This is a genomic window from Acinetobacter sp. 766875 (assembly GCF_000582055.1).
Classification (GTDB): domain Bacteria; phylum Pseudomonadota; class Gammaproteobacteria; order Pseudomonadales; family Moraxellaceae; genus Acinetobacter; species Acinetobacter nosocomialis.
In genome coordinates, this window is record NZ_JEXX01000036.1 from 1 (window position 1) to 20,961 (window position 20,961).

The window sequence follows — 20,961 nt, forward strand, 5'->3', positions numbered from 1 at the left end:
AAGCCGATAAAATGGATTTTATGATTCATTTTATCGGTGTATCACAGTATATAACTATCAATTAAATCAGAAAATAATTATTAAGAATCTAATCAATATAAAATTAGCTAATTGGGGATCTATTACTGTTCATATTTTAGTTATTGGAATTAGTTGGAGATGAAAGGTGTTCTTTTAACTCTAATTTAAAATTTTCCCATAGTGTTTCAGGCTCTAATTCTGAAAAGCCTTCTAATGCCATATCTAGTTGAGTCTCATATGAGTAAATTAAAAACCGTAATTCTTCTTTTTCTAAGTAAGGATGTATGGAAACAATATTTTGAAAAAAAGAATATATCTGGTCTTTATGATTCACAATATTTATATACTTAAAAATAAAATTTTCTAAAACTTTCCTTGTTATTTCATCTACCGAAGTTTCACTAAATTCACTTTTTTCTGTGAGTCTGAAATATTGTAATATTTGCTCAGTGTTTGATAAAAAACAGATGTCTAAAGCTAGCTCATTTATTGGATCATTCTCTAGTGCATGCACGGCCCAGTTCTGAATCTCTTCAGGCGTGATTAATTTTAGATCTAGCTCCATTTTTAATTGAAATTTATAACTATTAGACATTTATTTAACCTAAATTTATTAGATGATATTTAGAGAAGGTAAGAGCAGCATCTTTCAATGTGTGGTCATATTTAAAAAACTAGATAAAACCTTCACTCCATTTTTTGTCTAATTCTTTTAAATCATTATATGCTTTTTCAAATTCGCTCAACGAAAAACTTAATTGAGGAACAGAAGTCGAGGTTTTCCAGACTACGGATGTCACAACATCGTGAATATGGTTAAATGCGTAACCAAAACGAGCCCATACGACTTGATCTGCTGAAACAATTTGTTCAACCATAATTACGCTACATGTTAGATCTAAATCATCAGGGCAAATTAAGATTGGAACCACTGTTGAAATAGCTAAATTTTCATAAGCTTCTGGTTTAAGAAGTTTCCATGCGTTACTTAATGCTAACTCACTATCATGATCATATAACCAACCTTGCGCTGGAACTAAATCATTCATTTCGTCAATAACGCGCGCATTTTGATGCATCCATATATTTAATGGAATATTATCAATTGCAAGAATAGGAAATGGTTTTAAATTGCCATTTGCATCTTTAATGCAACCCTCAATTGGGTGTTCACGTAAAAGAGTAGCTGAGATAGTATTCATATTTATAAGTTAATGTGCGTTAAGCAAATATAATATATTCTATTCAATAGATTAATGAATCTAATCTAATGAAAAACAAAAAATTATTTATCCATTTTCTAGCCAATATCACATTGACACCCAAAATCTCTACGATTATCCTTTGCCTGCTGGCCTACATTGCCAGTCGACTTTGACAGGTCGCCATCATCTAGAACATCAAAAAAGTAATTTTTTGGTGTTGAACTCGTTCGTCCCCCTTCGTAGCGGTAGGACGGAGGAGGGACGCCTTCGGGCGTGCCAGTTCCTAGATGACTGGTCTGTCAACCCGCCTTCGTTCTACCACCATAATCATTTGACAGTGATTGGGTAGAACTTCTATTTCATCTAGGAGTCTGCTATGCGTGCTATTTTTTCTAATTTATTGGCCTTTGCCAAAATCTCTTTATTCATACCATTTCAACATCCTATAAAACGGTTTAATCGACTCTAGGTTTTCTGCACCTTAAGAATCGTTAAGACTCAAAAATCATAGCAACAATAAACCCGAGATAGGCGAGCACACCTTTATTGTGTCGATTTTCTATGCCTGTTTTTAGCGCTCAATTTAAGAGTGACGGCATTTCTATCTCTTTTAGATACAACAAAAAATTATTTTAAACGGTACACATATGCCACCTTTAGTACTTTCTACACGTGCTTTAAAAGTTGTGAATAAGGGAATTGATTTATTTCACCATCACGGATTCCATTTAGTAGGTGTCGACAGAATTATCAAAGAGTCTGAAATTACAAAAATGACTTTTTATCATTACTTTCAATCCAAAGCGCGGTTTATCGAAATTTGCCTACTTGTGCAAAAAGAACGGCTGCAAGACCAAGTCATTAGTATGCTTGAGTATGATCACAGCACAAGCGTGACGGGTAAACTCAAAACACTTTATGACTTACATACTGATTTAGAAGGGCTGTATTACTTATTATTTAAAGCCATTTTTGAAACCAAAAATACTTATTCAAATGCTTATCAGGTCGCACTTAAATATAGAACTTGGTTAACCAATGAAATTTATAGTCAGCTAAGAATGCTAAAAGCGGGTGTTTCATTTCATGATGCCAAATTACTTCTGCATATAATTGAAGGAACTATTATTCAAAGGCTCAGTCATAACGATGTAGATGAGCGGGACAAACAATTCGAATATTTTATAATGATGTTTTCATAGAAATACTCTAAAAATAAAAGCCCCGAGATTGGGGCTTTTACTGTATTAGGGGCTAAGCAAAGCTCTTACCATTTATGGCTATAAGTCACTTTAAGCGTTATACCATTTGCAACTAAGTGGCTGGTGTTATCGTTCGTTCTTAATAATTGGCTATAAAGCGGGTAGTACTTGCGGTTAAACATGTTTTCTAAACCAATGGTCATGGTGTCTTTCTTGTTAAGCGCAAAACTACTGATTAAATCTGCCGTAGTATAAGATTTTACATCGTAACGACCGAAACTATTTATACCATTTAAACGGTAATCTTCTGAACCGAAGTAAGTAGCTTGTAGACGGTTTGTCCAAGTTTCAGTTGGGCTATAAGAAATATAACCTGTGAGTTTTAATGGTGGAATACGGAAACCTGTCATGTCCTGTTCAGCACCGTTTTGCGGTTTTTCACGGCCTTTCATCCACGTAACGCTACCACCAGTTCCCCAAACATTTGCATCGTCAAAGTAGTCAAGCGTTGCTTCAACACCTGTGACTTTCTCTTTGGTTCGAGCCAGTACTAAACCATTGTTGAATGATTGCACAGCACCTAAGTCAGATGTTGAACGGAATACCGCTAAACTTGAAGAGAAGTTGTTAAAGTTACCTTTCCAGCCAAGCTCGTAGTTATCTACTTTTACAGGCTCTAAGAATGATGATCCAAGGTTAAAACCTTCACCAGCATTACGAATAATCAAGCCAACATCAGGTAACTGGAAACCTTGGTTAAACGATGCATAAATTGAGTGCTGTTCGTTTGGTGAGAAAGTCACATTGGCATTGTATAACCATGCATCAGCTTTCACTTTTCCACCTGGAACTGTGTAAGGGTTGGTTTTGCCTAATTGTGATAAGGGAACAAAGCTGTCAATTTGCGCATAGCTGTCTTCATAGCGTGTACCAGCTTCTGCTGACCATTGGTCATTAAAGCGGTGTTTTAGCTGTACAAAACCACCGACACTTTGCGTGGTGAGTTCAGGTAAATAAATCAGTTTGCCGATTTTTACAAACTCTAAGCCGCCCGATTGATCATAAATTTTTTGATCAAAAATATCTAAAGGCATCTCACTTTTTTCACGGCTAAAGTCACCACCCCAAACTAAAGATGTGTCACCTAAAAACTCAAGGGGAGTGGTAACCGTTAGGCGGCTACCGAGTACATTATTTTCTTGATAAATCTGGTCGACTTGTTTACCACGGTTGGCATTTGCACGTGCATCAAACGGTGAAAAACGGGTAAAGAAGTCGCGGTAATAAATTTGAGCATCAACCTTATTGCCAAAAAAGTCTTTATGGTTATAGGTCAAATTGTAGATCTGGTTTTCGTTTTTATTTTGGTCTTTGAGCTTTAAGCCTTTAATGGCTTTGGCTGGCACAGTTCCAGCAGGAGCTTTTTTAACACTTGGGTCAGATGCATAATCTGAGTCTTGCTCGGCATTATAGTAGTTTGCAGCAAACTGTAGGTATTGGTTGTCATCAATGTGATAACCCAACTTACCGCCGATGCTATAGCCATTTGAGTCGTAAAGGTCGCCTTGGCTTGGTTCTGGTGCAACACGGTCACCACTTGCATCGTAGGGGCTACCAATACGTTGGTAACCAAAGTCGAGTGCATAGTCGAAAGCGTTAAAACTGCCCGTAAAATACTGGTGAATATCACCACTTAAAGCATTAGAACGCAGATTTGTGAGGGGTGTTTGAAGTCCAACAACCGTTTTAGCCGTAGGCTCACCGCCCGCAGCTTTCGTGGTAATTGAAATAATACCGCCCGCAGCACCGCCACCATAAATTGCGTTACTACCACGAATCACTTCAATGTTGGCAATACTTTCAGGGTCAATGGCTGAAAGTCCTCTCGCTGTATCACGAGTGAGGTTCATTGGCACGCCATCCACCAAAATAAGCGCATTACGGCCACGTAAAGTTTGACCATAATCGGTAATGGTTCGGCTTGAGTCCGATAGGCCCGGTACGGCTTTGGCTAAAACAGTCGCAATGTTCCCAGACGATCCATTTTTCAAAATTTCAATTTGTTTTTCATCAAGCTTGGTGACTTGTTTGGCAGAGGTAGAGAGTTCATCTGCACGTGAAGCGGTAATGGTAATGGTAGGAAGGGCTTCAGGCTTTTTTTCTGTTTCTGTGGTATCAGAAGTTGAAGCTGCAAATGCTGAGTTTGAAAGAATAATGGCTCCACCAAGTGAAAGAAGTGGAATGATATTTTTAACTTCAGACTTTCTTGTAAAAAGTTTATTACTTTTCTTATTTGCCATTGTCTCGCCCTGAGAGTGATTTTAAATTGAGCGAATTATAAATGAGAATCATTGTAATTAACAATATTATTAATTGCATTAAAATAATATATTTGAAATTTATTCAATGAATTAGGGGAATAGGCATTTATTCCCCTTAAAAGATTTGAACAGTTATGAGTTGTCTTTAAAGGTATTTAGATGGTTTTGATGGGCACGGCGTATAATGCTGCGGTCATCCCCGAGCACAAAAAGCTGAACGGATTGTTGTTTCCAAGCTGCGATATCTTCAGGTTGTCGAGGAATAGCACAGAAATGTTTTTGGCTATTTTTAGTCTTTAAATACATCTCTTGAACTTTTTCTTTCACTTTTTGATGGCTAGTTTGCCACGGCATTCCCATCGATTGAGAAAGGTCGGCAGCACCTTCAAGAATAATATCGATGCCTTCAACTTTTAAAATTTCATCTAGTTGTTCTAGTCCTTCCAAACTTTCAATCATGGCAATGACAACCGTTTCGTTTGCAGCCTGTTCAACAAAACTCGCTAAATCATCTATGCCGTATCGATTTAATCTTGTTGAGTTGAGTCCTCTTTGCCCAAGCGGCATATAATGACAATAATTCACGGCTTCTTGTGCTTGCTGAGCATTTTCAATACGAGGGAAAACAATACCCGTTACCCCTGCATCGAGCAGAGGTAGAACTAGGTGATTAGCGTTTAAAGGTACTCTTATAAACACATCAAGGCTCATAGCTCTAGCGGCTAAAATCATGGTCTCGACTTGAGACATACTAAATAAAGTATGCTCCAAGTCGATAATAATAAAGTCATAGCCCGCAAGTGCCAGTAGCTCGACATTAATTGGAGAAGCTACGGAACAAAATATTCCGTAGAGCGTCTCACCATTTGCTATTCGTTTCTTAAAAGAAATCGAATGCTTATTCATATTCAATTTCCTTAATAAGGCTGAGCGGGTTCGGCGTGGTTTGTACTCTTAAGCGAATTTCTGGAAGGAAACGGCGGCTTGCGAGCTGTTCAATATCGATAGTGTCATCTGTAAAGTTAAACAATTCATATCGTTCGCTAAACTCTGGATGAGCTTCTTTATGCTGATTAATGATGGTTCTTAACATGGTCCAGAATTTGATTTCATCGAAGTCATAATGTTCATTTAAGAAAATCGCTAACTCAGCCAGATTTACAAACCACAGCGCATCTTGAGTAAAGTCTCTTAACTCATTTGGAGAGTGGGTTTCTAAGAACGAGTTCGGGTTAATTTTGGCGTGTTCTTTTGGCGCATCTTGCAAGTTAGGTAAAAGTTCCGGCTCGCGTAAAAGATGACGGCTAAAACGAATTCCATCGTGGAAATCTTTCAAGGCCGCTTTAACGGGTAAGCCATTTTTATGAATCAGTACCATATTTTGTGCATGTGACTCTAAAGCGAGACCGTGGCACCATAAAATATGCATGATAGGTAAATAAGCATTGGTGAGTAACTTTTCTAACCAGAACTCGATACCGTACTCTTGAATCCATTCATCAATTAAAGGCTTTTGGTCAATATCGAGTTGCATTAGACCCGTTACAGGAGTTGCTGATTCACCTTCTTTTAAGTAGCTGTAAATACTTTCGCGCCAAATGCAGGCGAGTGCGCCGTATTGAACAGGTAAAGCAATCGGCTGGTTCACTGAAAGACCGCCAATCTCTCTTAAAATAACAGGCTTGCGCTGTTTTTCTAAAATATGATCTTGCTCAACAATGTTATAAAGCCAGTCACTCATTTTTGCCGCATTTTGAACGGTATGCGGTGCCAATACACGAGAGGTAGAGGTATTGACCAAGTTCATTGCCAACTTAAGAGAAAGTGCCGAGATATCACTAATATTCGACAAGGTCCGAATGGACTGCTGTGGTAAATAAGTTGGACCTTCAATATCTAACGGAATGATCAGTTGGTTGCTAATCGCATCTTGATAATACAATTCAATAATTTTATCCCACTGCCATGGGTGAATTGGGGTAAGGATATAATCTTTAAAATCTACATTTTGTTCTTTCAATTGATCATTAATGGCTTGTAGATCTTTTTCTGAAAAATGCTGTTTATAAAGCTGCTCTAAGTTAATGGTTTCACTTAAAACCAGTTTGCATAGACTAGCATGAGTCGCCACCCATTGAACCGTAAAACCTTCAGAAAGTTCGGGTGCATATTTTTGATTTTCTTTTAAATCGAAGCCGATACGAGATTTAAAACTTGGGTGATATAAATGGGCGTTGGTGATGCGTGCTTCTTGTTCTAGGTACGGCAAAGTTCTTAAAGGTTGAGCAGGGGCTTGGCTCAAAGTTTGTGCATGTTTAACGTAAGTTAAATTAAGTTCATCATTAAAATTTTGCCATTTAACTGGGTCAGCTTCAATAATATTTTTTAGATCGGTAAGTAATGCTTTTAAGTTAGGGCGAGTTTCAGTGCCTAAAGTAATATCAGAACGGACTAAGCTTGAAGGGTCTAACTTAATTCGTTTAAAACTAAAGTGTCGTTTAGCCGCGCAAGTATAAAAAACGGTATCGGAAATATAGAACTTGATCTGACCTTTAGAAAACTCGTATTTAAAAGTATTTTCAAAAATGAGTGCTTCTAATAATTGAGCCATCACGCGATTTTCCGCGAGGGTTTTATAATTAGTTTGTTGGATCGGTTGAAGAGGGCAAAGGTCTTCTGCACCGCGATATTTATAAATAGGATTTTCAACTTCAATCCAGATAGGATTGCCACCACTGTGGTAGAGCGTATTTAACATATTTGCCTTGATTGGTAATGTGTGTGAATGAATTAATAAATCGCGGTACTGCTGACCTTTGGCAGTAAAGTTTTCTTGTGTGAGCGTAAGACGGGTGGCTTGCCAAAGTTCAGATTCTTCAATGGCTGTAACTCGTGAAATTGCACTGATGAGATGAGCAATATGGTTGATCACGAGGTAATATTTTAAAAAGGTCCATGCATCTTTTTGAGAGAACCAAACGGTACTATCTTCAGAAATAGATGAGTCATCTTCTATCATTTCTGGAACAATGCTAATGCCTTCCATGTCTCGAAGAATAAGGCGATGCGGATAGCCATTTTTAAATTCCATTAAGCTGTTTTGCATGTGCGCTTCTACGCTAATGCCTTTATTTGCAAACAACTCAATTAATGGAATGAGTGAAACCTTAACGTACTGTTTCCACCAAAAAGTAATAAAGCCTTTCGCGTCTTTCGATTGTAAGTTTTGATTCGGTGCCGCTTGCTGAATAAAGCTTAAAAGCGGGATTTCATGGTTTTCGTTTTCTTCAACCAAGCCACCGAGCATTCGGGTATTTTCTAGTACAGCAGGAGTCAGCCCAGCTCGATAAATAATGCCAAATGAACTTTCAAGCTCTGGGATTTTGACTGTTTTTGCCTCTAACTCCGGCAGAATCAAAAGGTCGGGATATTGCTCATTAATCTTGTGATTAATAATAATTTTGCTTGCATCAATGGCACGTTCCATTTCATCCATTGGGTTATTACGAATGAAACTGGTAATTCGTACATCAATTGAAAGCTTTAAGAATAGGTTCGATTGAGGCAACCACACCGTGCGAACAGATGAGGTTGGCCATACGGTTTGACCTAAGGCTCCCAGATAGATCACGTCTTGGCTGTCTAAATATTTCTTTAAAGATGGATGTTGAAGTAAGAAGTTGGCTTGCCATGGGTGGGTGGGCATGAGTTCATAGTTTGCGAAGTTTTCTTGTAAATGGTCTTTTGCAGCTTCTAAAACTTCCTCTTCAATACAGTGAGATGGCTGTTCTTCACTGACCAGTTTTTGGATTAAAGAAGAATGAATTGCAAAGTAGTGGAGTTGGAAACTTGCACCTAACTCAGGGCTATACTTTTTCATGTCCTCTTTAGAAAAACCTAAGTTGGCTTTAGAGGTCACATGAAAAGGGTGCCCATATAACATGCCTTGCTCAGTAGCCTGAAAACCACTCAATGCTTTAGTTGCTGTTTGGTAAGGCTTATTTTCTAAAAAGAATTTTGTGTTCTCGATACTATTTACAATATCTGAGTACAAATTCTTATTTTGGTTTTTATCTTTAAATAAGCTATTCAGTTCATCTGTAATCAGCCTCAATAACTGCTTAGGGTCGGTGAGCGAGTCAAATGTATTGTCGTTTAAGTTTTGCAGAACAAAACCACGTTGATATCTATGATAACCAGTGGTGGATAGATGCTGAACTGCGCCATAAGCAACCGTGTTAGATGCATGAAATGTATAAGCAAAACATAGCGTGTCTGGTTGCTCTGCATATAGGGTGAATAAAGGAGAGTCTTGAGCTGGAATAATGCATTCTTCAAGATTCACTTTGAGTTCACGAAAGAAAGTATTCAGGTACTGTTCGAAAAGTTTATAAGACCATGCATCTGTTGTAATAATTGAGTTCATTCTTGTGCCTCTTTTAAAGTTGTATCCATTAAGAATTTGTTCAAAATCACTACTAATCCCGCACCGATAAAAAATAGTGAGGTGCAGATTAATGCAGCGGTAATATTGAAAAATGAGTAGGTGAGCGTGATGGTGATTGGGCCAATAAGTTGCCCTAAGACAAAGGCACTGTTAGAAATACCAATCACTTTTCCTTGGCTTTGAGTGCCAGCTTTTAGAGAAATGGTGTGTAAGATCGAAGGAATAAGGGCTGCAAAGCAAAAACCTTGTATGAGTCGTAATACAAGAACTAGCCAGATATTCGAAACCCAGATCAATGCAAAAATCGTGATGCCGCAAATTAAAGATGCGTAAACGAAGTTATTAAAAGAGTCTCCTTTATCATCATTTCTTTTTCCCCAATAGGTCGCAGCAATAAAGGCTGCTCCCCATGAAAGCGCATGAATGGTTCCCGTTAAACTCGCGGCAGATAACGATGAATGAGTGCTTTGGCTTATTTCGCTAATGTATAAAACGAAGCAAGACACCAAACCAAAGCCACCCGCTTGAACCAAAATGCCGGCGCTTAACCATGAAAAAATTGTTCTATCAAAGAAAGCGGGAAGCTTGGATTTCTCTTTGGTTTTTGTGGTTTCAGTTTTAACGGGATTAGTTAATACAAATGACGCAATCACAATGAGTGTCACAACAACAAATGCTGTTGCGTTGAGTAATACTTCAACCCGCCATTGATCCATAAATATCCCGCCGAGCACGGGACCACATAGGCAAGCGAGCGCAACACTACTTTGTAGTTGCCCAAAAGCGGCACCTCGTTGTTGTTCATTGGAAAGGTATGAAACATAGGCATTTAAAATCACGGAAAGACCGCAAAAACCGAGTAGAATTCGCGCGAAAATAAATAGGTATAAATGCTGGGCACTCGCCATGAGCAGTATTGAAATACAGAAACCTGCCAGAGAAAGTAGCAAGGCTTTTTTATGGCCGAATGTGTCGGATAGGTGTCCCACAATCGGTGCTGTAAATAAACTGCCAATAGCCGGAGCCGCGAGTGCTAAACCTGCCCAGATAGTGGGAGCACTCATATGCGCCGTCAGTTTTTCCATATAGAGCGGCATGATCGGAATAAGTACCATGAGCCCAAAAGTGGAAAAAAATTGACAGAGCAAAATAATGAAATGATCTAGGCGAGATGAGCGCATGATTTAGATATCCATGGTCTCATAGCTAGAAACAGATAAGCTGTGATAAGGGTTCGGCGTACTTCCGATTTTACTTGGCATGCCTGTTGAGTCGCTTTCTTGCGCAAGTAAAGGCGTAAGGAGCTGTTTGAATGGCCAAGTCTTATTGTCGAAAAGATAAGTTTGAATTTGCGATTTTGTTTGTTCTGAAATGGGTTGGGTTTCTACAAAATCTTGAATAATGTCTTGAACCATCTCCCAAAAATCGCTTTCAGTTCGATCCGTATATTTCAAGGCAGCTAGAGCAATTGGGTAGAGGTTAATTTGAATGCCTAAGGTAATGAAGTAATTAAATAAGTCTTCATTTTTAGTAAAGATAAGATTGTTCGGCGTGCTGGTATCAATGGTATAAACCGGAGGTGTAAAACCATTTTCTTCAATGGCTGTGGTACATATTCTTAAGGTATCGTGGTCACGTAAAATAAAGCATTTCAACTTGTTATTTTCATAACACACCATGGTGTTTTGCCCGTGGCATTCAGGCATGATGCCTTTAGCCCAAAGGGTTAAGAATGTTTGAATAAAATGAACACTTAAGTCTTTTAATAATGACCATTTGTCACCTTCAACGCCTAACGTTTCCCAAGGGTCAACATACGTACAGCTTAAAGCTGACATAGTGATTGGGGTGACGTTTTTGTCTTGGCAAAGATCCGGTAAATGTCGGACTTGGCAGCCGATTACACCTAAATTTTTTACAATCGGCTCTTGTTTACCCAGCACCCACCAGTGCGTTTCATTACTCAAAAAGAGACGATTTTTTATTAAAGCAGTTTCATTAATGACTTCATTTAAAAAATCATAAGCCGTATGCCCATTCATTAAATAACGGCCTGGCATAGAGCGGATTGCGCCTAATGTTTTGGCATTGGTCGAGAGTTTTAAATGCAGATTCGGCTTTGCGTTGTGAATAAGGGTTCTTAAAGAAGATGTCGGTGAACCAATTGTGGTGACATGGTTTAGGTCAATACCTTCATACTTATTTTCTTCAAGCTTTAAATAGCGATGTTGCGTCTCTAACAAAGGTAGGGCTAAGTAGTCATCTGAAAGCTCAGTCATTTTGTCAGCAATCAGACTTTCCTCAACTTCTGATAACAAAAGCTCTTTGTGAGGAATCGATTCCATATTATTGATCACATCATCTTTCTTAAAAGCCCACCAATACACCTCAATTTCTTTTTGAGTTGTGAGTGGTGCAAGTTCACCTTTTGAGTGAGCGAATGGATGAAATGGACGGTCAGCTACCAGTGATAGCAATTCACTGGTCATTAAAGGTGAAGAAAATGAAAGGGCTGACTGTAAAATTTGAGGAATTTTTTCAGCCGTTACTAAGTTATCGAGCCAGTAATTAATCGCTTTTTGATGGTGTGGTGACGGCCACCAAGTTGCTTGAGTTAAATAGTTAAAAATTTCAGAAATCGAAACTTTAGATGTTGTATTACTTAAGAGGTTATGAAGTAAAACTTCGGGTTGGGTAACATAGAAAGGATTTACACCATCTACTTTTAAACAGTTGAAATAGAGTTCCAACTCATCATTGAGAGTAATTGCCAGATAAGGCTTTTTATAGGAAATATGATCTTTAAAATCTCCATAATTCTCCATGTAGAGGGCATCTATCGTTTTTTGTAGTTGTGCTGTGTAAATCCGATCTAACATTTTAGTTATTCCTATTCTTATAAAAGCGGTAGAACCGTGCCAACGTTTTGTTCTTGTGCTGCATTGAAGAACCACTTCGCGCAGACAATATCGTCAATCGCCATGCCCATTGGGTTGAGCAAAATGATTTCATCTTCGTGTTCACGGCCGTTTTTATGACCAATAATGATGTCGCCAAGTTCAGCATGCAGTTTTTCACGACTGAATAAGCCATCTTCAACCAACACGTTGATGACTTTCTTTTCTCGGTTTGATTGGTCCCAGTCATCTACAATCACTTTGTCTACTTTTAAGAAGACTTCAGGCTCAATATCCATAATTGAAATGTTTGAAACAAAGCAGCCTTTTTTAAGCCAATCAAACGGAATGTAAGGCTTATCTGAAACTGTGCAGGTAATGAGGACATCGGCTTGCACAATTGCAGACTTAGCACTGTCATGAATTTCAATTTCTAGATTTGGATATTCTGATAAGAACAATGCTTTGAGTTTTTCAGCTGCTTCGGGGTTCACATCAAATAAATGTATTTTTTTCACTTGAGCGTATTGCTCAAGTACCGTCTTAATCTGCATTTGAGCAATTGGACCGCAGCCAATTACGGTAATGTCTGAAAAGTCCTTTTTCGCTAAATACTTAATAGAAACACCCGTAATTGCCGCAGTTCGCATGGCACTGATGAGGCTGCCTTCCATCACTGCAACCGGATAATTTGTTTCTGAATCATTTAAAACAATCAGTGCGCTGGCACGCGGAATATTGAATTTTTTAGGGTTATGTTGTCTTGAACCAATCCATTTGATTCCGGCAATCGGGTCGTTGCCACCTAAATAGCAAGGCATTGCAATAATACGGTCCGCAATATGGTCTGCACCTTGCCAGCGAAGATACGGTTTTAAAGGTTGTACAAACTGTTTATTTGCATGCAGGGTTAAACCTTCAGTAATCGCTTCAATAAATGAATTACTATGATTTGCGCCAAGATTTAATAAATCTGATTGACTTAAATAGCGAAGGGTAGCCAAATTGCTCATGAATATGTCCTAAGGAGAAAGTTAAACAACATTTTGTAAAGTAAGGTTTTCTTGACGTCGTAAGTTTCGATTGAAGTGACGTTTCTTGATCATTTCGAACCATTCATCTTCATAAACAAGATCAAGATAGCGGTCGCCTCGATCGGGCAGCAGCGTTAAGACGCATGAACCTTCGGGAATGGTTGTAATCTGTTTTTTTATGGCTGAAAGGGAGGAGCCGCTCGAACCGCCTGCAAAGATTCCTTCATGTTCAAGAAGTTCTCTACAACCGAGTGCCGATTCATAGTCATCTACATAAATGACATCATCAATTTCATCAGGAGAGAGGAGTGGTGGGACAGTACTTGCTCCAATGCCGGGAATTTCACGTGGACCAGATGTGCCACCGAACAATACCGAACCGACAATATCGACCGCGATGACTTTTAATTCTGGAAATCTTTCTTTAAGGCGACGAGATACGCCCATAATCGTGCCGGAGGTACTTGCCCCAATTACGAGGTAATCAATCTTCCGATCAATTTGATTTAAGATTTCTTCTGCTTCACCAAAGTAATGGCTTTTCCAGTTGTTTGGATTTGCATACTGGTTAATCCAGACTGCATTTGGCAGTTGTTGGCATAGCCGTTTTACGGTGTCAATTCGGGTTTTTAAGTAACCGCCGTTTTGGTCTTTCTCAGAAACCATTTCGATATTGGCTTTGTAGAGCTTCAGCATTTGTAAATTTGCTGAGGCAATTTTTGGGTCAATCACGGCAGTAAATTTTAATCCATATATTTTGCAGGCCATTGCAAGCGCAATAGCTAAGTTCCCTGATGAACTTTCAACAATATGACTGTCTTTATTAATCACTCCAGATTTCAGGCCTTCCTGTAGCATGAATAATGCTGGACGGTCTTTAATGCTTCCTCCTGGGTTTAACAATTCCATTTTCGCAATCACTGAGACTGATTGATGCGTGAATAGCCTTGATAGTTGTAATAGTGGCGTTTTACCTATGCATTCGAGAATATTTTCATGGATCATGGCAGATCTTCTCAGGTTTTTATGTGTTGTAAATGATAATTATTATTAATTAAATTATTATTACGATTTATTCCAAGATTGTTGCTGTTTGTAAAGAAAAAACAGGGGGAGTTATAGGAATTTTCACTAATTTTTTTGTTCTAATTCTTTGAATAATAAAATCTATATTTTACAAAAGGTTAAATTAATAAACTTTTTAAATATAAGCAGATAGGCAGGAACTTACTATTTTATAAAATTTAATCACAGTGAAAAAATAAGTGAGTTGACGAAAAAATGAAGAAAAATAGGTGATGAGGAAAGTTTTTTCATTCATAACTCTTCATACCAAGGTAAGTTTATTGAAACAAAAAAGCTGTAATTTGATAAAAAGAGCACTCCCTATGAAGGAGCTAAGTAGATAAAGCAGCGTTGAATAACTAGTCTTATTTTAAAAATGAAAATCTACTTATTGCCTACTTGAATCATTTTTCTAAAAATTAATCTAATTTAGCGATTAAGTATTATAGACGTGTTGTATTTATGACGACATATGTAAACAAGCCTTAATCTATAACATACGAACACTTTAAAATTATTGAAAATAAAGTTGTAAGGTGTAAGGGTTTGGATTTTTTTAATTATTATCGTGATCTTCAAGCTGAGTTAAGCAACTATCCTTGGCTAGAAATGATAGTTTCACTCACAATTTTGATTTTATTTGCTGCGTTGGCAAACTTTATTGCCAAGCGAATTATTGTTAGGGGAATCCGTCATTTAGTGACTAAAATCAAGTCACTTAATCAATCTGTTTTTGCTCAGCATAGTGTTATTAAGCGATTTGCCAATATTGTGCCAGCCATTGTGATTATGAATGGTATTACCACTGTTCCACACTTATCTGAAAAAGCCATTGCTTTGGTACAGATGGGCGCACAGGCATTTATTTTCCTGACTATTGCACTCACTATTAGTGAATTATTAAATATATTTAACTTAATCTATCAGCGTAATCCAAAGTCTAGAAATAAGCCGATTAAAGGTTATTTACAACTCGTTAAACTCATCATTTTTGTTGTTTGTGGTTTGATGATTTTAGGTACCTTCCTTAAAAAGGATGTATTTACCTTACTGGCTGGCTTCGGTGCGATGGCAGCCGTATTAATGCTGGTATTCCAAAATACCATTTTGTCATTGGTCGCGAGTGTACAAATTGCTTCTTATGACATGGTGCGTATAGGGGACTGGATTGAAATGCCATCGTTAAATGCCGATGGTGATGTGATTGATATTTCATTGCATACAGTCACAGTCCAGAACTTTGATAAAACCTATACCACCATTCCAACCAATAAACTCGTAACGGACACTTTTAAAAACTGGCGTGGTATGAGTAATGCCGGTTGTCGTCGTATGAAGCGTTCTCTTTATATTGATCAAACTAGCGTTCACTTCATGACTGAAGAAGAGCAGCAAAAACTTAAAGATTTTCTATTATTAGATCAGTATCTCAATGCCAAGCAATCTGAAATTGAAGAATTCAATAAGCATCTAGGAAGTCAGTCACGTTATAACAAAAGACGTTTAACCAATATTGGGACATTCAGAGCATATGTTGAATTCTATTTACGTCAGCATAAGGGCATTGCTCAAAACCAAACTCTTATTGTTCGTCAATTACAACCGACGAGTGAAGGTCTACCTTTAGAAATTTATGCTTTTACCAATACTACGGCGTGGGTTTCTTATGAAGCAATTCAGTCTGATATATTTGATCATCTCATCGCGATATTGCCAGAGTTTGGCTTAAGAGTGTATCAAGCGCCTTCAGGCCATGATTTTCAAAAATTAACAGTAGAATAACTAAATAGAAGAATGCTGTCTTTCTTGATTTTTCAAATAGATAGCATTCTTTTAATAATTTTATACATTAATTAATAATTATTTTTGGAAAATTATTATTAAATAGCGGTATAAATTGACTATACCAAGTTATGTGCGTTTCATAACTTGAAAAGATTAATTTTTAAGCAAACTCGATCTATAACTTTTCAGGAGTAAGGCTTAAGTAACAATTTTGACACTTTGAACAAAGAAAATACTAAATGTTTAAGAATAACAAACAATAAAGTTGCTTTACTAAAATTTGTTAGGTGAGTTGGAGTGTTTGAATGGCTACAGCAATAGAGAACCGAGCTAGACAACTTAAAAACGCAAAACGTGGAGGATATGCGCCAACCATTGCCAAAGATGTAAACAAACACAAAGTCCAAAAACTAAGGAGAGCTCTAGACGAAGCCCGGCGATATGTGAGTGAACTAAATGACGAAACCATTATCTTTGACGATCAAGACGCAAGGCAAAAGGCTGAAGGAGCCAAAGCAATAATTGAAATGTTTGAAGCAGCTTTAAGCGGTGCATGAGTACCATCAAGCTAAAACATAAATTATAAAAGACCTTGCTGAAGACACGGTTAACTTTCTAGTCCCCTGACTAGGTAACTTGGTTATTCAGCAAGGCAGTCAATAAAAATAATTCAAATATTTCTATATTCTATTTTTAGCTAAGACATCACAAAAAATCTAAGTCAAATAATATTATTGATGAGCTTAATTTTTTTCAGAAAATTATTACCAACTATAAAATCTTTCCGCACCAAAAATGCGATGAATTTTGCATTTTATTCAATTGTTGTGGCGTATTATGGAACTCGGTTTCAGAACACTCTTATTGATTACATTTGGCATTTCAAGACTTACATACTGCAATAATATATCCATCATACTTCCCTAAAAATCTGATCAACCAACAAAGTCAGAATAGGAGGGAAGGACCCATGCCAAAATTTCTAACAATTGCCGAGAAGGTCTATAAAAAATTCGAAGAAGATAAATTGTTCTCTGACAACCTGATTGAACAATTGAATAATTTAGTCAGCATTATTCGAAAAGAGATAAAGGGTACCCCCTGTAAACTCAAATACAATTTTATAGATTTTGAAGAATGTCTAAGTAAACCTTTAAATGAATGTACGATTAAACTCGACATGAGCTTAATGCCTAAATATAAAAACAAGGGCGAATATATTATGTGGCTAGCGAGCTTTATTGAAAGAATCACGATTGGTGGACAGCCAAAACTACCACCACTTTCAAGTATTGTGCCAGCCGACTTTAACGTAAAAAAAGAAGCTCAGACAGTACTGGAAAATAAAAAAGCCGTGTCGGAAGAAAATGCCAAGATGATTGTGAACTATTTTAATTCTGAGGAGTATAAGAAAAATAATAAGAAAGTAAATCTGGTTTAAAACCGTATAAAAGTGTGTGTCCACCGCACTTTTATAATCGCTGGAAAATTTCAGCAACCGCCTTCTGGGGCGGTTTTCTTTTATATAGTTTATTTACTTTATTTAATCGAGACAGTCTTATAATATGCAGTTTTTAATTATGATAAGCGAATATTACATATTATGAAATTAAGACTTTTTATCTTGGGCTTACTTATTTGTACCAATACTATGGCTGCATCAGACACAAGTTTTGAAGAGGAATATCATAGTCTTTTAGAAAAATTCCATACAGCTCAAGCACAAAGAGATAATTTTATTAAAAAGAATGCGAATAAAAATCTAACCAGTTCGCAAAGAAAAAAGCTAGATTCAATAGAATGTACTTATATGCAATCTGAACTGCAATATGATGAATTTATTATTACTAGATTTAAGGAATATAAAGCTTTCGTGAAGAAATCTGGTCTAGAAGTAACGAATGATAAAGAATTAATTAAAATGGATATTGATTCTTTAAAAGAAGAAATAAACAGCCCTCATGGGAAATGTAAATAACAATAAGCACCGGTAATGGTGCTTTTTTTAAAGGGTAATTTCTTATCAGTCTTACACAATAGTAAATCTTTCAGTTTTCAACACGATATACATACTTAAAACAATTACATCATAAAAACTTCCATAACTTATCTGTATAGCATGTTAAGTTTTTCTACACATATATAAATTATAGAAGGACTAAAACATGAAATGTTCATATCAAGATTTGGATGGAAACAGTGTTGAAATAACTTGTGAAAGTTACATACATATACCATCAGGTGCAGGAGTAAACGAAATAGTCGGGAATAATCGGTCGGCAGACCTAATACATATTACCGAAGATTTCAGTTTTTTTAAGAAAACACAAGCAGATTCAATACCCATCTATCGATTTGCTGTTGATGATAATTGTAATGTTTTTAATAGTGATGAGTTACCAGCTTTGGCACAGATTGGAAGGTTTTAGATGAATAGTTTTTAAAATGAAAACATAATCTATAAGTTAATTTTAAATATTTTGTAAAATTTATCAAATAGTAAATATTTAACTAAACTTAATACAGGTATTATAGACAGCTAAATTAGATGTAGTCTGAATATTTATAGGCAGTTTTAGACTAAATGTTGCATAGTGAGAAAGAACATGAAGCGCCTTATTACATTATTTTTATTGCCTTATGCTACGGGTACATTCGCTCAGGAGCCCTTCGAAGTCAGTAAAAGCTGTTTTGTTGTGAATGGTAAAAATAGTACTGAGACTTGCTTACTCTCTTCTACGAATAACTTAAGTTCTAACTTTGAAAGATTAACTTTTCCAAATAGCAAAGTATTTATAAAAGAATCAAATATTTGTTCTCATGAGGATTCATGTATTTCTGTGGGAAGTAATTTATCGAATTTAAAAGATGCGACTATTTATTATCGTGATTTTAAAACTAAAAAGATTATTGAAGCACCTGAAAAAGATTCATGGACATGCTTTAAGCAACAGCATGATCGGTTAGATTTTTGTGTTTCCTACAATTAACAAAAGCTTACCCCTAAGAGTGATAATTAAAGTAATGAGCGAAAACTAGTTAAGTATCCCTCTCATCTCTAAAACTGCTGCTATTTAATTATCAATGCTTTAATTATGTGTGCTCCATTCTAATTTACATTTCTATGCGAGAAGTACAAAAAAGCCTATAAACCTATGCTGATCGTAATATGGATAGTCAGTATTTATAACCTAATCAATGGAAACTATATGAGGTAAGACATGACTAAAATTATAGCTACCCTAGGTTTAGCAGCAATTATTTCAGTCTCTGTTGCGGCATGCCAAGGCGAGAACGATACCAAACAGCAAGATAAAACCACAACGCCGCACTCATTAGATAAAGACTCATAAAACTAAAAAAGCCCATCAATAGATGGGCTTTTTTAATCTTATTTTCATTTAAAAAATGGATTACTCAAAAACACTAAACCGACTGAAAAAAATGAGTCATCTTTAGTCTGATTTAAACGGTTACCGTAACTTGCGTTGAACTGTATATTTTCTTTGTACAACATATATTTAATACCGGTTTGATAAAATGAATCACTTCGATCATTTCCATACACTTCAGCAGTAACCGTTAAGGGTTTCGTAATGAATGTTTCTGTACCCACACCCCAAGTAGTTTGCTCGCGGTGAGTGGTGTGTTCTCTAAGCCAGCCCACATTAGTATGCAATAAGAAATGGTCATCCAACATAGAAAAGAGGTGGTCCCACATGTTTGAACAACTAAAAGCTTATTTATAAGTGATACTCTGCTCTAGTTAAGCTACCTTATTTTGTTGTGGTAGCTGGTCATAGTAAAACTCATCTGGAGTCATTTTGTCCAGACTCGAATGAGGTCGTTTCAAATTATAAAATTCAAAATATGCGTTTAATTGCTTCTTCGCATCCAAAACATTGCTGTAGGCTTTGAGATACACCTCTTCATATTTAACGCTCCGCCATAATCGTTCAACCATCACATTATCAACCCATCGACCTTTACCATCCATGCTGATTTGGATGTCATTTGATTTCAATACATCAATAAATGCATCACTGGTAAACTGACTGCCTTGGTCTGTATTAAATATTTCAGGTCGACCATATTTTTCAATAGCTTCATTTAATGTTTCTATGCAAAATGTAACCTCCATACTAATCGATACTCTATGCGCAAGTACCTTGCGGCTATGCCAATCAATCACAGCACATAAATAAACAAAGCCTTTTGCCATAGGGATATACGTTATATCCGTAGACCACACTTGATTACTGCGCTGAATAGCCAATCCTTTGAGCAGATATGGATATTTGCGGTGAGCTTGATTAGCCTGGCTTAAATTTGGTTTGCAATATAACGCATTAATGCCCATTTTCTTCATTAAAGTACGTGTATGACGTCGTCCTATATGATGTCCTTGACGATTCAACAAATCACGCATCATACGGCTACCTGCAAAAGGGTATTGCATATGTAACTCATCCATACACCGCATCAGCTTCAGATCTGATGCACTCACAGGTTTTGGGCGATAGTAATAACAACCACGGGAGACTTTCAGCAGCTGAGCTTGCTTAGATACTGAAATCTGAAGTGAGTCATCGATTAACTTTTGTGGTTGAAGCGGCCCAGTTTCTTCAACACACCTTCTAAAAAATCAATTTCTAATGCCTGCTCACCGATTTTTGCATGTAGTTTTTTTAGATCGATGGGTGGTTCTGTTGGAGCTTTTGATTGATCGAAAGCTTGCGAGGAAGCTGAAATCAGTTGATTTTTCCAGTCGATAATTTGGTTTTGATGAACATCAAATTCAGCACTCAATTCAGCAAGTGTTTTTTCTGCTTTAATCGCAGCAAGTGCTACCTTAGCTTTAAAATCATTTGAATGATTTCTTCTTGGTCTACGTGCCATAAAATACTCCATATATTGATGTTTATAACATCATTTGGGGAGCAAAATATCACTTATAAGTGTTGTTCAAATTTCCTGATCCACC

The 20,961-nt window shown here is 36.9% G+C and carries 18 protein-coding genes and 1 pseudogene; 8 read left to right on the plus strand and 11 right to left on the minus strand.

The window, feature by feature from the left end; all coding sequences use genetic code 11:
- Positions 1–136: 136 nt before the first annotated feature.
- Positions 137–616, minus strand: coding sequence for a hypothetical protein (locus J576_RS18725; RefSeq protein WP_002048662.1), 480 nt, complete (start codon positions 614–616; stop codon positions 137–139).
- A 79-nt stretch (positions 617–695) separates the two neighbouring features.
- On the minus strand, positions 696–1,223 hold the full coding sequence (locus J576_RS18730) for a hypothetical protein (protein ID WP_002048657.1): 528 nt from the start codon (positions 1,221–1,223) through the stop codon (positions 696–698).
- Positions 1,224–1,873: 650 nt separating this feature from the next.
- Between J576_RS18730 and J576_RS18735 the strand changes: the two genes are divergently transcribed.
- On the plus strand, positions 1,874–2,428 hold the full coding sequence (locus tag J576_RS18735; protein ID WP_002048665.1) for a TetR/AcrR family transcriptional regulator: 555 nt from the start codon (positions 1,874–1,876) through the stop codon (positions 2,426–2,428).
- A 65-nt stretch (positions 2,429–2,493) separates the two neighbouring features.
- On the opposite strand, the gene J576_RS18740 is transcribed toward J576_RS18735, so the two are convergent.
- From J576_RS18740 to sbnA, 7 genes are all read right to left on the minus strand, one after another.
- Positions 2,494–4,728: a TonB-dependent receptor gene (locus J576_RS18740; protein WP_002048655.1), complete on the minus strand. Its 2,235-nt coding sequence runs from the start codon at positions 4,726–4,728 to the stop codon at positions 2,494–2,496.
- A gap of 153 nt (positions 4,729–4,881) precedes the next feature.
- A complete protein-coding gene (locus J576_RS18745) occupies positions 4,882–5,655 on the minus strand; it encodes an HpcH/HpaI aldolase family protein (protein WP_002048659.1) in 774 nt (257 codons plus the stop codon).
- Positions 5,648–9,175, minus strand: coding sequence for an IucA/IucC family protein (locus tag J576_RS18750; RefSeq protein ID WP_002048674.1), 3,528 nt, complete (start codon positions 9,173–9,175; stop codon positions 5,648–5,650). The genes J576_RS18745 and J576_RS18750 overlap by 8 nt, the downstream gene beginning before the upstream one ends.
- Complete coding sequence (locus J576_RS18755; protein ID WP_002048672.1) at positions 9,172–10,377, minus strand: MFS transporter; 1,206 nt, start codon at positions 10,375–10,377, stop codon at positions 9,172–9,174. The genes J576_RS18750 and J576_RS18755 overlap by 4 nt, the downstream gene beginning before the upstream one ends.
- Positions 10,378–10,380: 3 nt before the next feature.
- Complete coding sequence (locus J576_RS18760) at positions 10,381–12,021, minus strand: IucA/IucC family protein (RefSeq protein ID WP_081400883.1); 1,641 nt, start codon at positions 12,019–12,021, stop codon at positions 10,381–10,383.
- 71 nt (positions 12,022–12,092) lie between these two features.
- Positions 12,093–13,106, minus strand: a complete 1,014-nt coding sequence (gene sbnB / locus J576_RS18765) for a 2,3-diaminopropionate biosynthesis protein SbnB (RefSeq protein ID WP_002048660.1) — start codon at positions 13,104–13,106, stop codon at positions 12,093–12,095.
- 21 nt (positions 13,107–13,127) lie between these two features.
- Positions 13,128–14,132, minus strand: a complete 1,005-nt coding sequence (gene sbnA, locus J576_RS18770) for a 2,3-diaminopropionate biosynthesis protein SbnA (protein WP_033855731.1) — start codon at positions 14,130–14,132, stop codon at positions 13,128–13,130.
- A 606-nt stretch (positions 14,133–14,738) separates the two neighbouring features.
- Between sbnA and J576_RS18775 the strand changes: the two genes are divergently transcribed.
- From J576_RS18775 to J576_RS19965, 7 genes are all read left to right on the plus strand, one after another.
- Complete coding sequence (locus J576_RS18775; protein ID WP_002048675.1) at positions 14,739–15,974, plus strand: mechanosensitive ion channel family protein; 1,236 nt, start codon at positions 14,739–14,741, stop codon at positions 15,972–15,974.
- Positions 15,975–16,282: 308 nt separating this feature from the next.
- The gene (locus J576_RS18780) at positions 16,283–16,534 is read left to right on the plus strand and encodes a hypothetical protein (RefSeq protein WP_002048677.1); all 252 of its coding nucleotides are present in this window, start codon (positions 16,283–16,285) and stop codon (positions 16,532–16,534) included.
- A gap of 413 nt (positions 16,535–16,947) precedes the next feature.
- On the plus strand, positions 16,948–17,418 hold the full coding sequence (locus J576_RS18785; protein WP_002048653.1) for a hypothetical protein: 471 nt from the start codon (positions 16,948–16,950) through the stop codon (positions 17,416–17,418).
- 210 nt (positions 17,419–17,628) lie between these two features.
- Entirely contained in the window at positions 17,629–17,955 is a 327-nt protein-coding gene (locus J576_RS18790) for a hypothetical protein (protein ID WP_227865525.1), read from the plus strand.
- Positions 17,956–18,142: 187 nt separating this feature from the next.
- Positions 18,143–18,406, plus strand: a complete 264-nt coding sequence (locus tag J576_RS18795) for a hypothetical protein (protein ID WP_025467696.1) — start codon at positions 18,143–18,145, stop codon at positions 18,404–18,406.
- Positions 18,407–18,583: 177 nt separating this feature from the next.
- Positions 18,584–18,967: a hypothetical protein gene (locus J576_RS18800; protein WP_016804992.1), complete on the plus strand. Its 384-nt coding sequence runs from the start codon at positions 18,584–18,586 to the stop codon at positions 18,965–18,967.
- A 231-nt stretch (positions 18,968–19,198) separates the two neighbouring features.
- Positions 19,199–19,330: a hypothetical protein gene (locus tag J576_RS19965; RefSeq protein WP_002048661.1), complete on the plus strand. Its 132-nt coding sequence runs from the start codon at positions 19,199–19,201 to the stop codon at positions 19,328–19,330.
- Positions 19,331–19,374: 44 nt separating this feature from the next.
- Here the strand turns inward: J576_RS19965 and J576_RS18810 are convergent.
- Both J576_RS18810 and J576_RS19970 read right to left on the minus strand, forming a co-directional pair.
- A pseudogene (locus J576_RS18810) lies at positions 19,375–19,680 on the minus strand (PA4824 family protein); the annotation flags it as partial.
- Between the two features lie 63 nt (positions 19,681–19,743).
- A protein-coding gene (locus J576_RS19970; protein ID WP_085944219.1) for an IS3 family transposase occupies positions 19,744–20,888 on the minus strand; the annotation gives its coding sequence in 2 pieces (ribosomal slippage) (positions 19,744–20,624 and positions 20,624–20,888; 1,146 coding nt in all).
- Between the last annotated feature and the right edge of the window lie 73 nt (positions 20,889–20,961).

Bases quoted from the DNA above. Each gene is read 5' to 3' on its own strand.
- J576_RS18740 (WP_002048655.1), bottom strand. From the start codon at position 4,728: ATGGCAAATAAGAAAAGTAATAAACTTTTTACAAGAAAGTCTGAAGTT.
- J576_RS18800 (WP_016804992.1), top strand. From the start codon at position 18,584: ATGAAGCGCCTTATTACATTATTTTTATTGCCTTATGCTACGGGTACA.
- sbnB (WP_002048660.1), bottom strand. From the start codon at position 13,106: ATGAGCAATTTGGCTACCCTTCGCTATTTAAGTCAATCAGATTTATTA.
- J576_RS18750 (WP_002048674.1), bottom strand. From the start codon at position 9,175: ATGAACTCAATTATTACAACAGATGCATGGTCTTATAAACTTTTCGAA.
- J576_RS19965 (WP_002048661.1), top strand. From the start codon at position 19,199: ATGACTAAAATTATAGCTACCCTAGGTTTAGCAGCAATTATTTCAGTC.
- J576_RS18760 (WP_081400883.1), bottom strand. From the start codon at position 12,021: ATGGAGAATTATGGAGATTTTAAAGATCATATTTCCTATAAAAAGCCT.
- J576_RS18795 (WP_025467696.1), top strand. From the start codon at position 18,143: ATGAAATGTTCATATCAAGATTTGGATGGAAACAGTGTTGAAATAACT.
- J576_RS18790 (WP_227865525.1), top strand. From the start codon at position 17,629: ATGGCTGCATCAGACACAAGTTTTGAAGAGGAATATCATAGTCTTTTA.
- J576_RS18745 (WP_002048659.1), bottom strand. From the start codon at position 5,655: ATGAATAAGCATTCGATTTCTTTTAAGAAACGAATAGCAAATGGTGAG.
- J576_RS18735 (WP_002048665.1), top strand. From the start codon at position 1,874: ATGCCACCTTTAGTACTTTCTACACGTGCTTTAAAAGTTGTGAATAAG.
- J576_RS18730 (WP_002048657.1), bottom strand. From the start codon at position 1,223: ATGAATACTATCTCAGCTACTCTTTTACGTGAACACCCAATTGAGGGT.
- sbnA (WP_033855731.1), bottom strand. From the start codon at position 14,132: ATGATCCATGAAAATATTCTCGAATGCATAGGTAAAACGCCACTATTA.
- J576_RS18755 (WP_002048672.1), bottom strand. From the start codon at position 10,377: ATGCGCTCATCTCGCCTAGATCATTTCATTATTTTGCTCTGTCAATTT.
- J576_RS18785 (WP_002048653.1), top strand. From the start codon at position 16,948: ATGCCAAAATTTCTAACAATTGCCGAGAAGGTCTATAAAAAATTCGAA.
- J576_RS18780 (WP_002048677.1), top strand. From the start codon at position 16,283: ATGGCTACAGCAATAGAGAACCGAGCTAGACAACTTAAAAACGCAAAA.
- J576_RS18725 (WP_002048662.1), bottom strand. From the start codon at position 616: ATGTCTAATAGTTATAAATTTCAATTAAAAATGGAGCTAGATCTAAAA.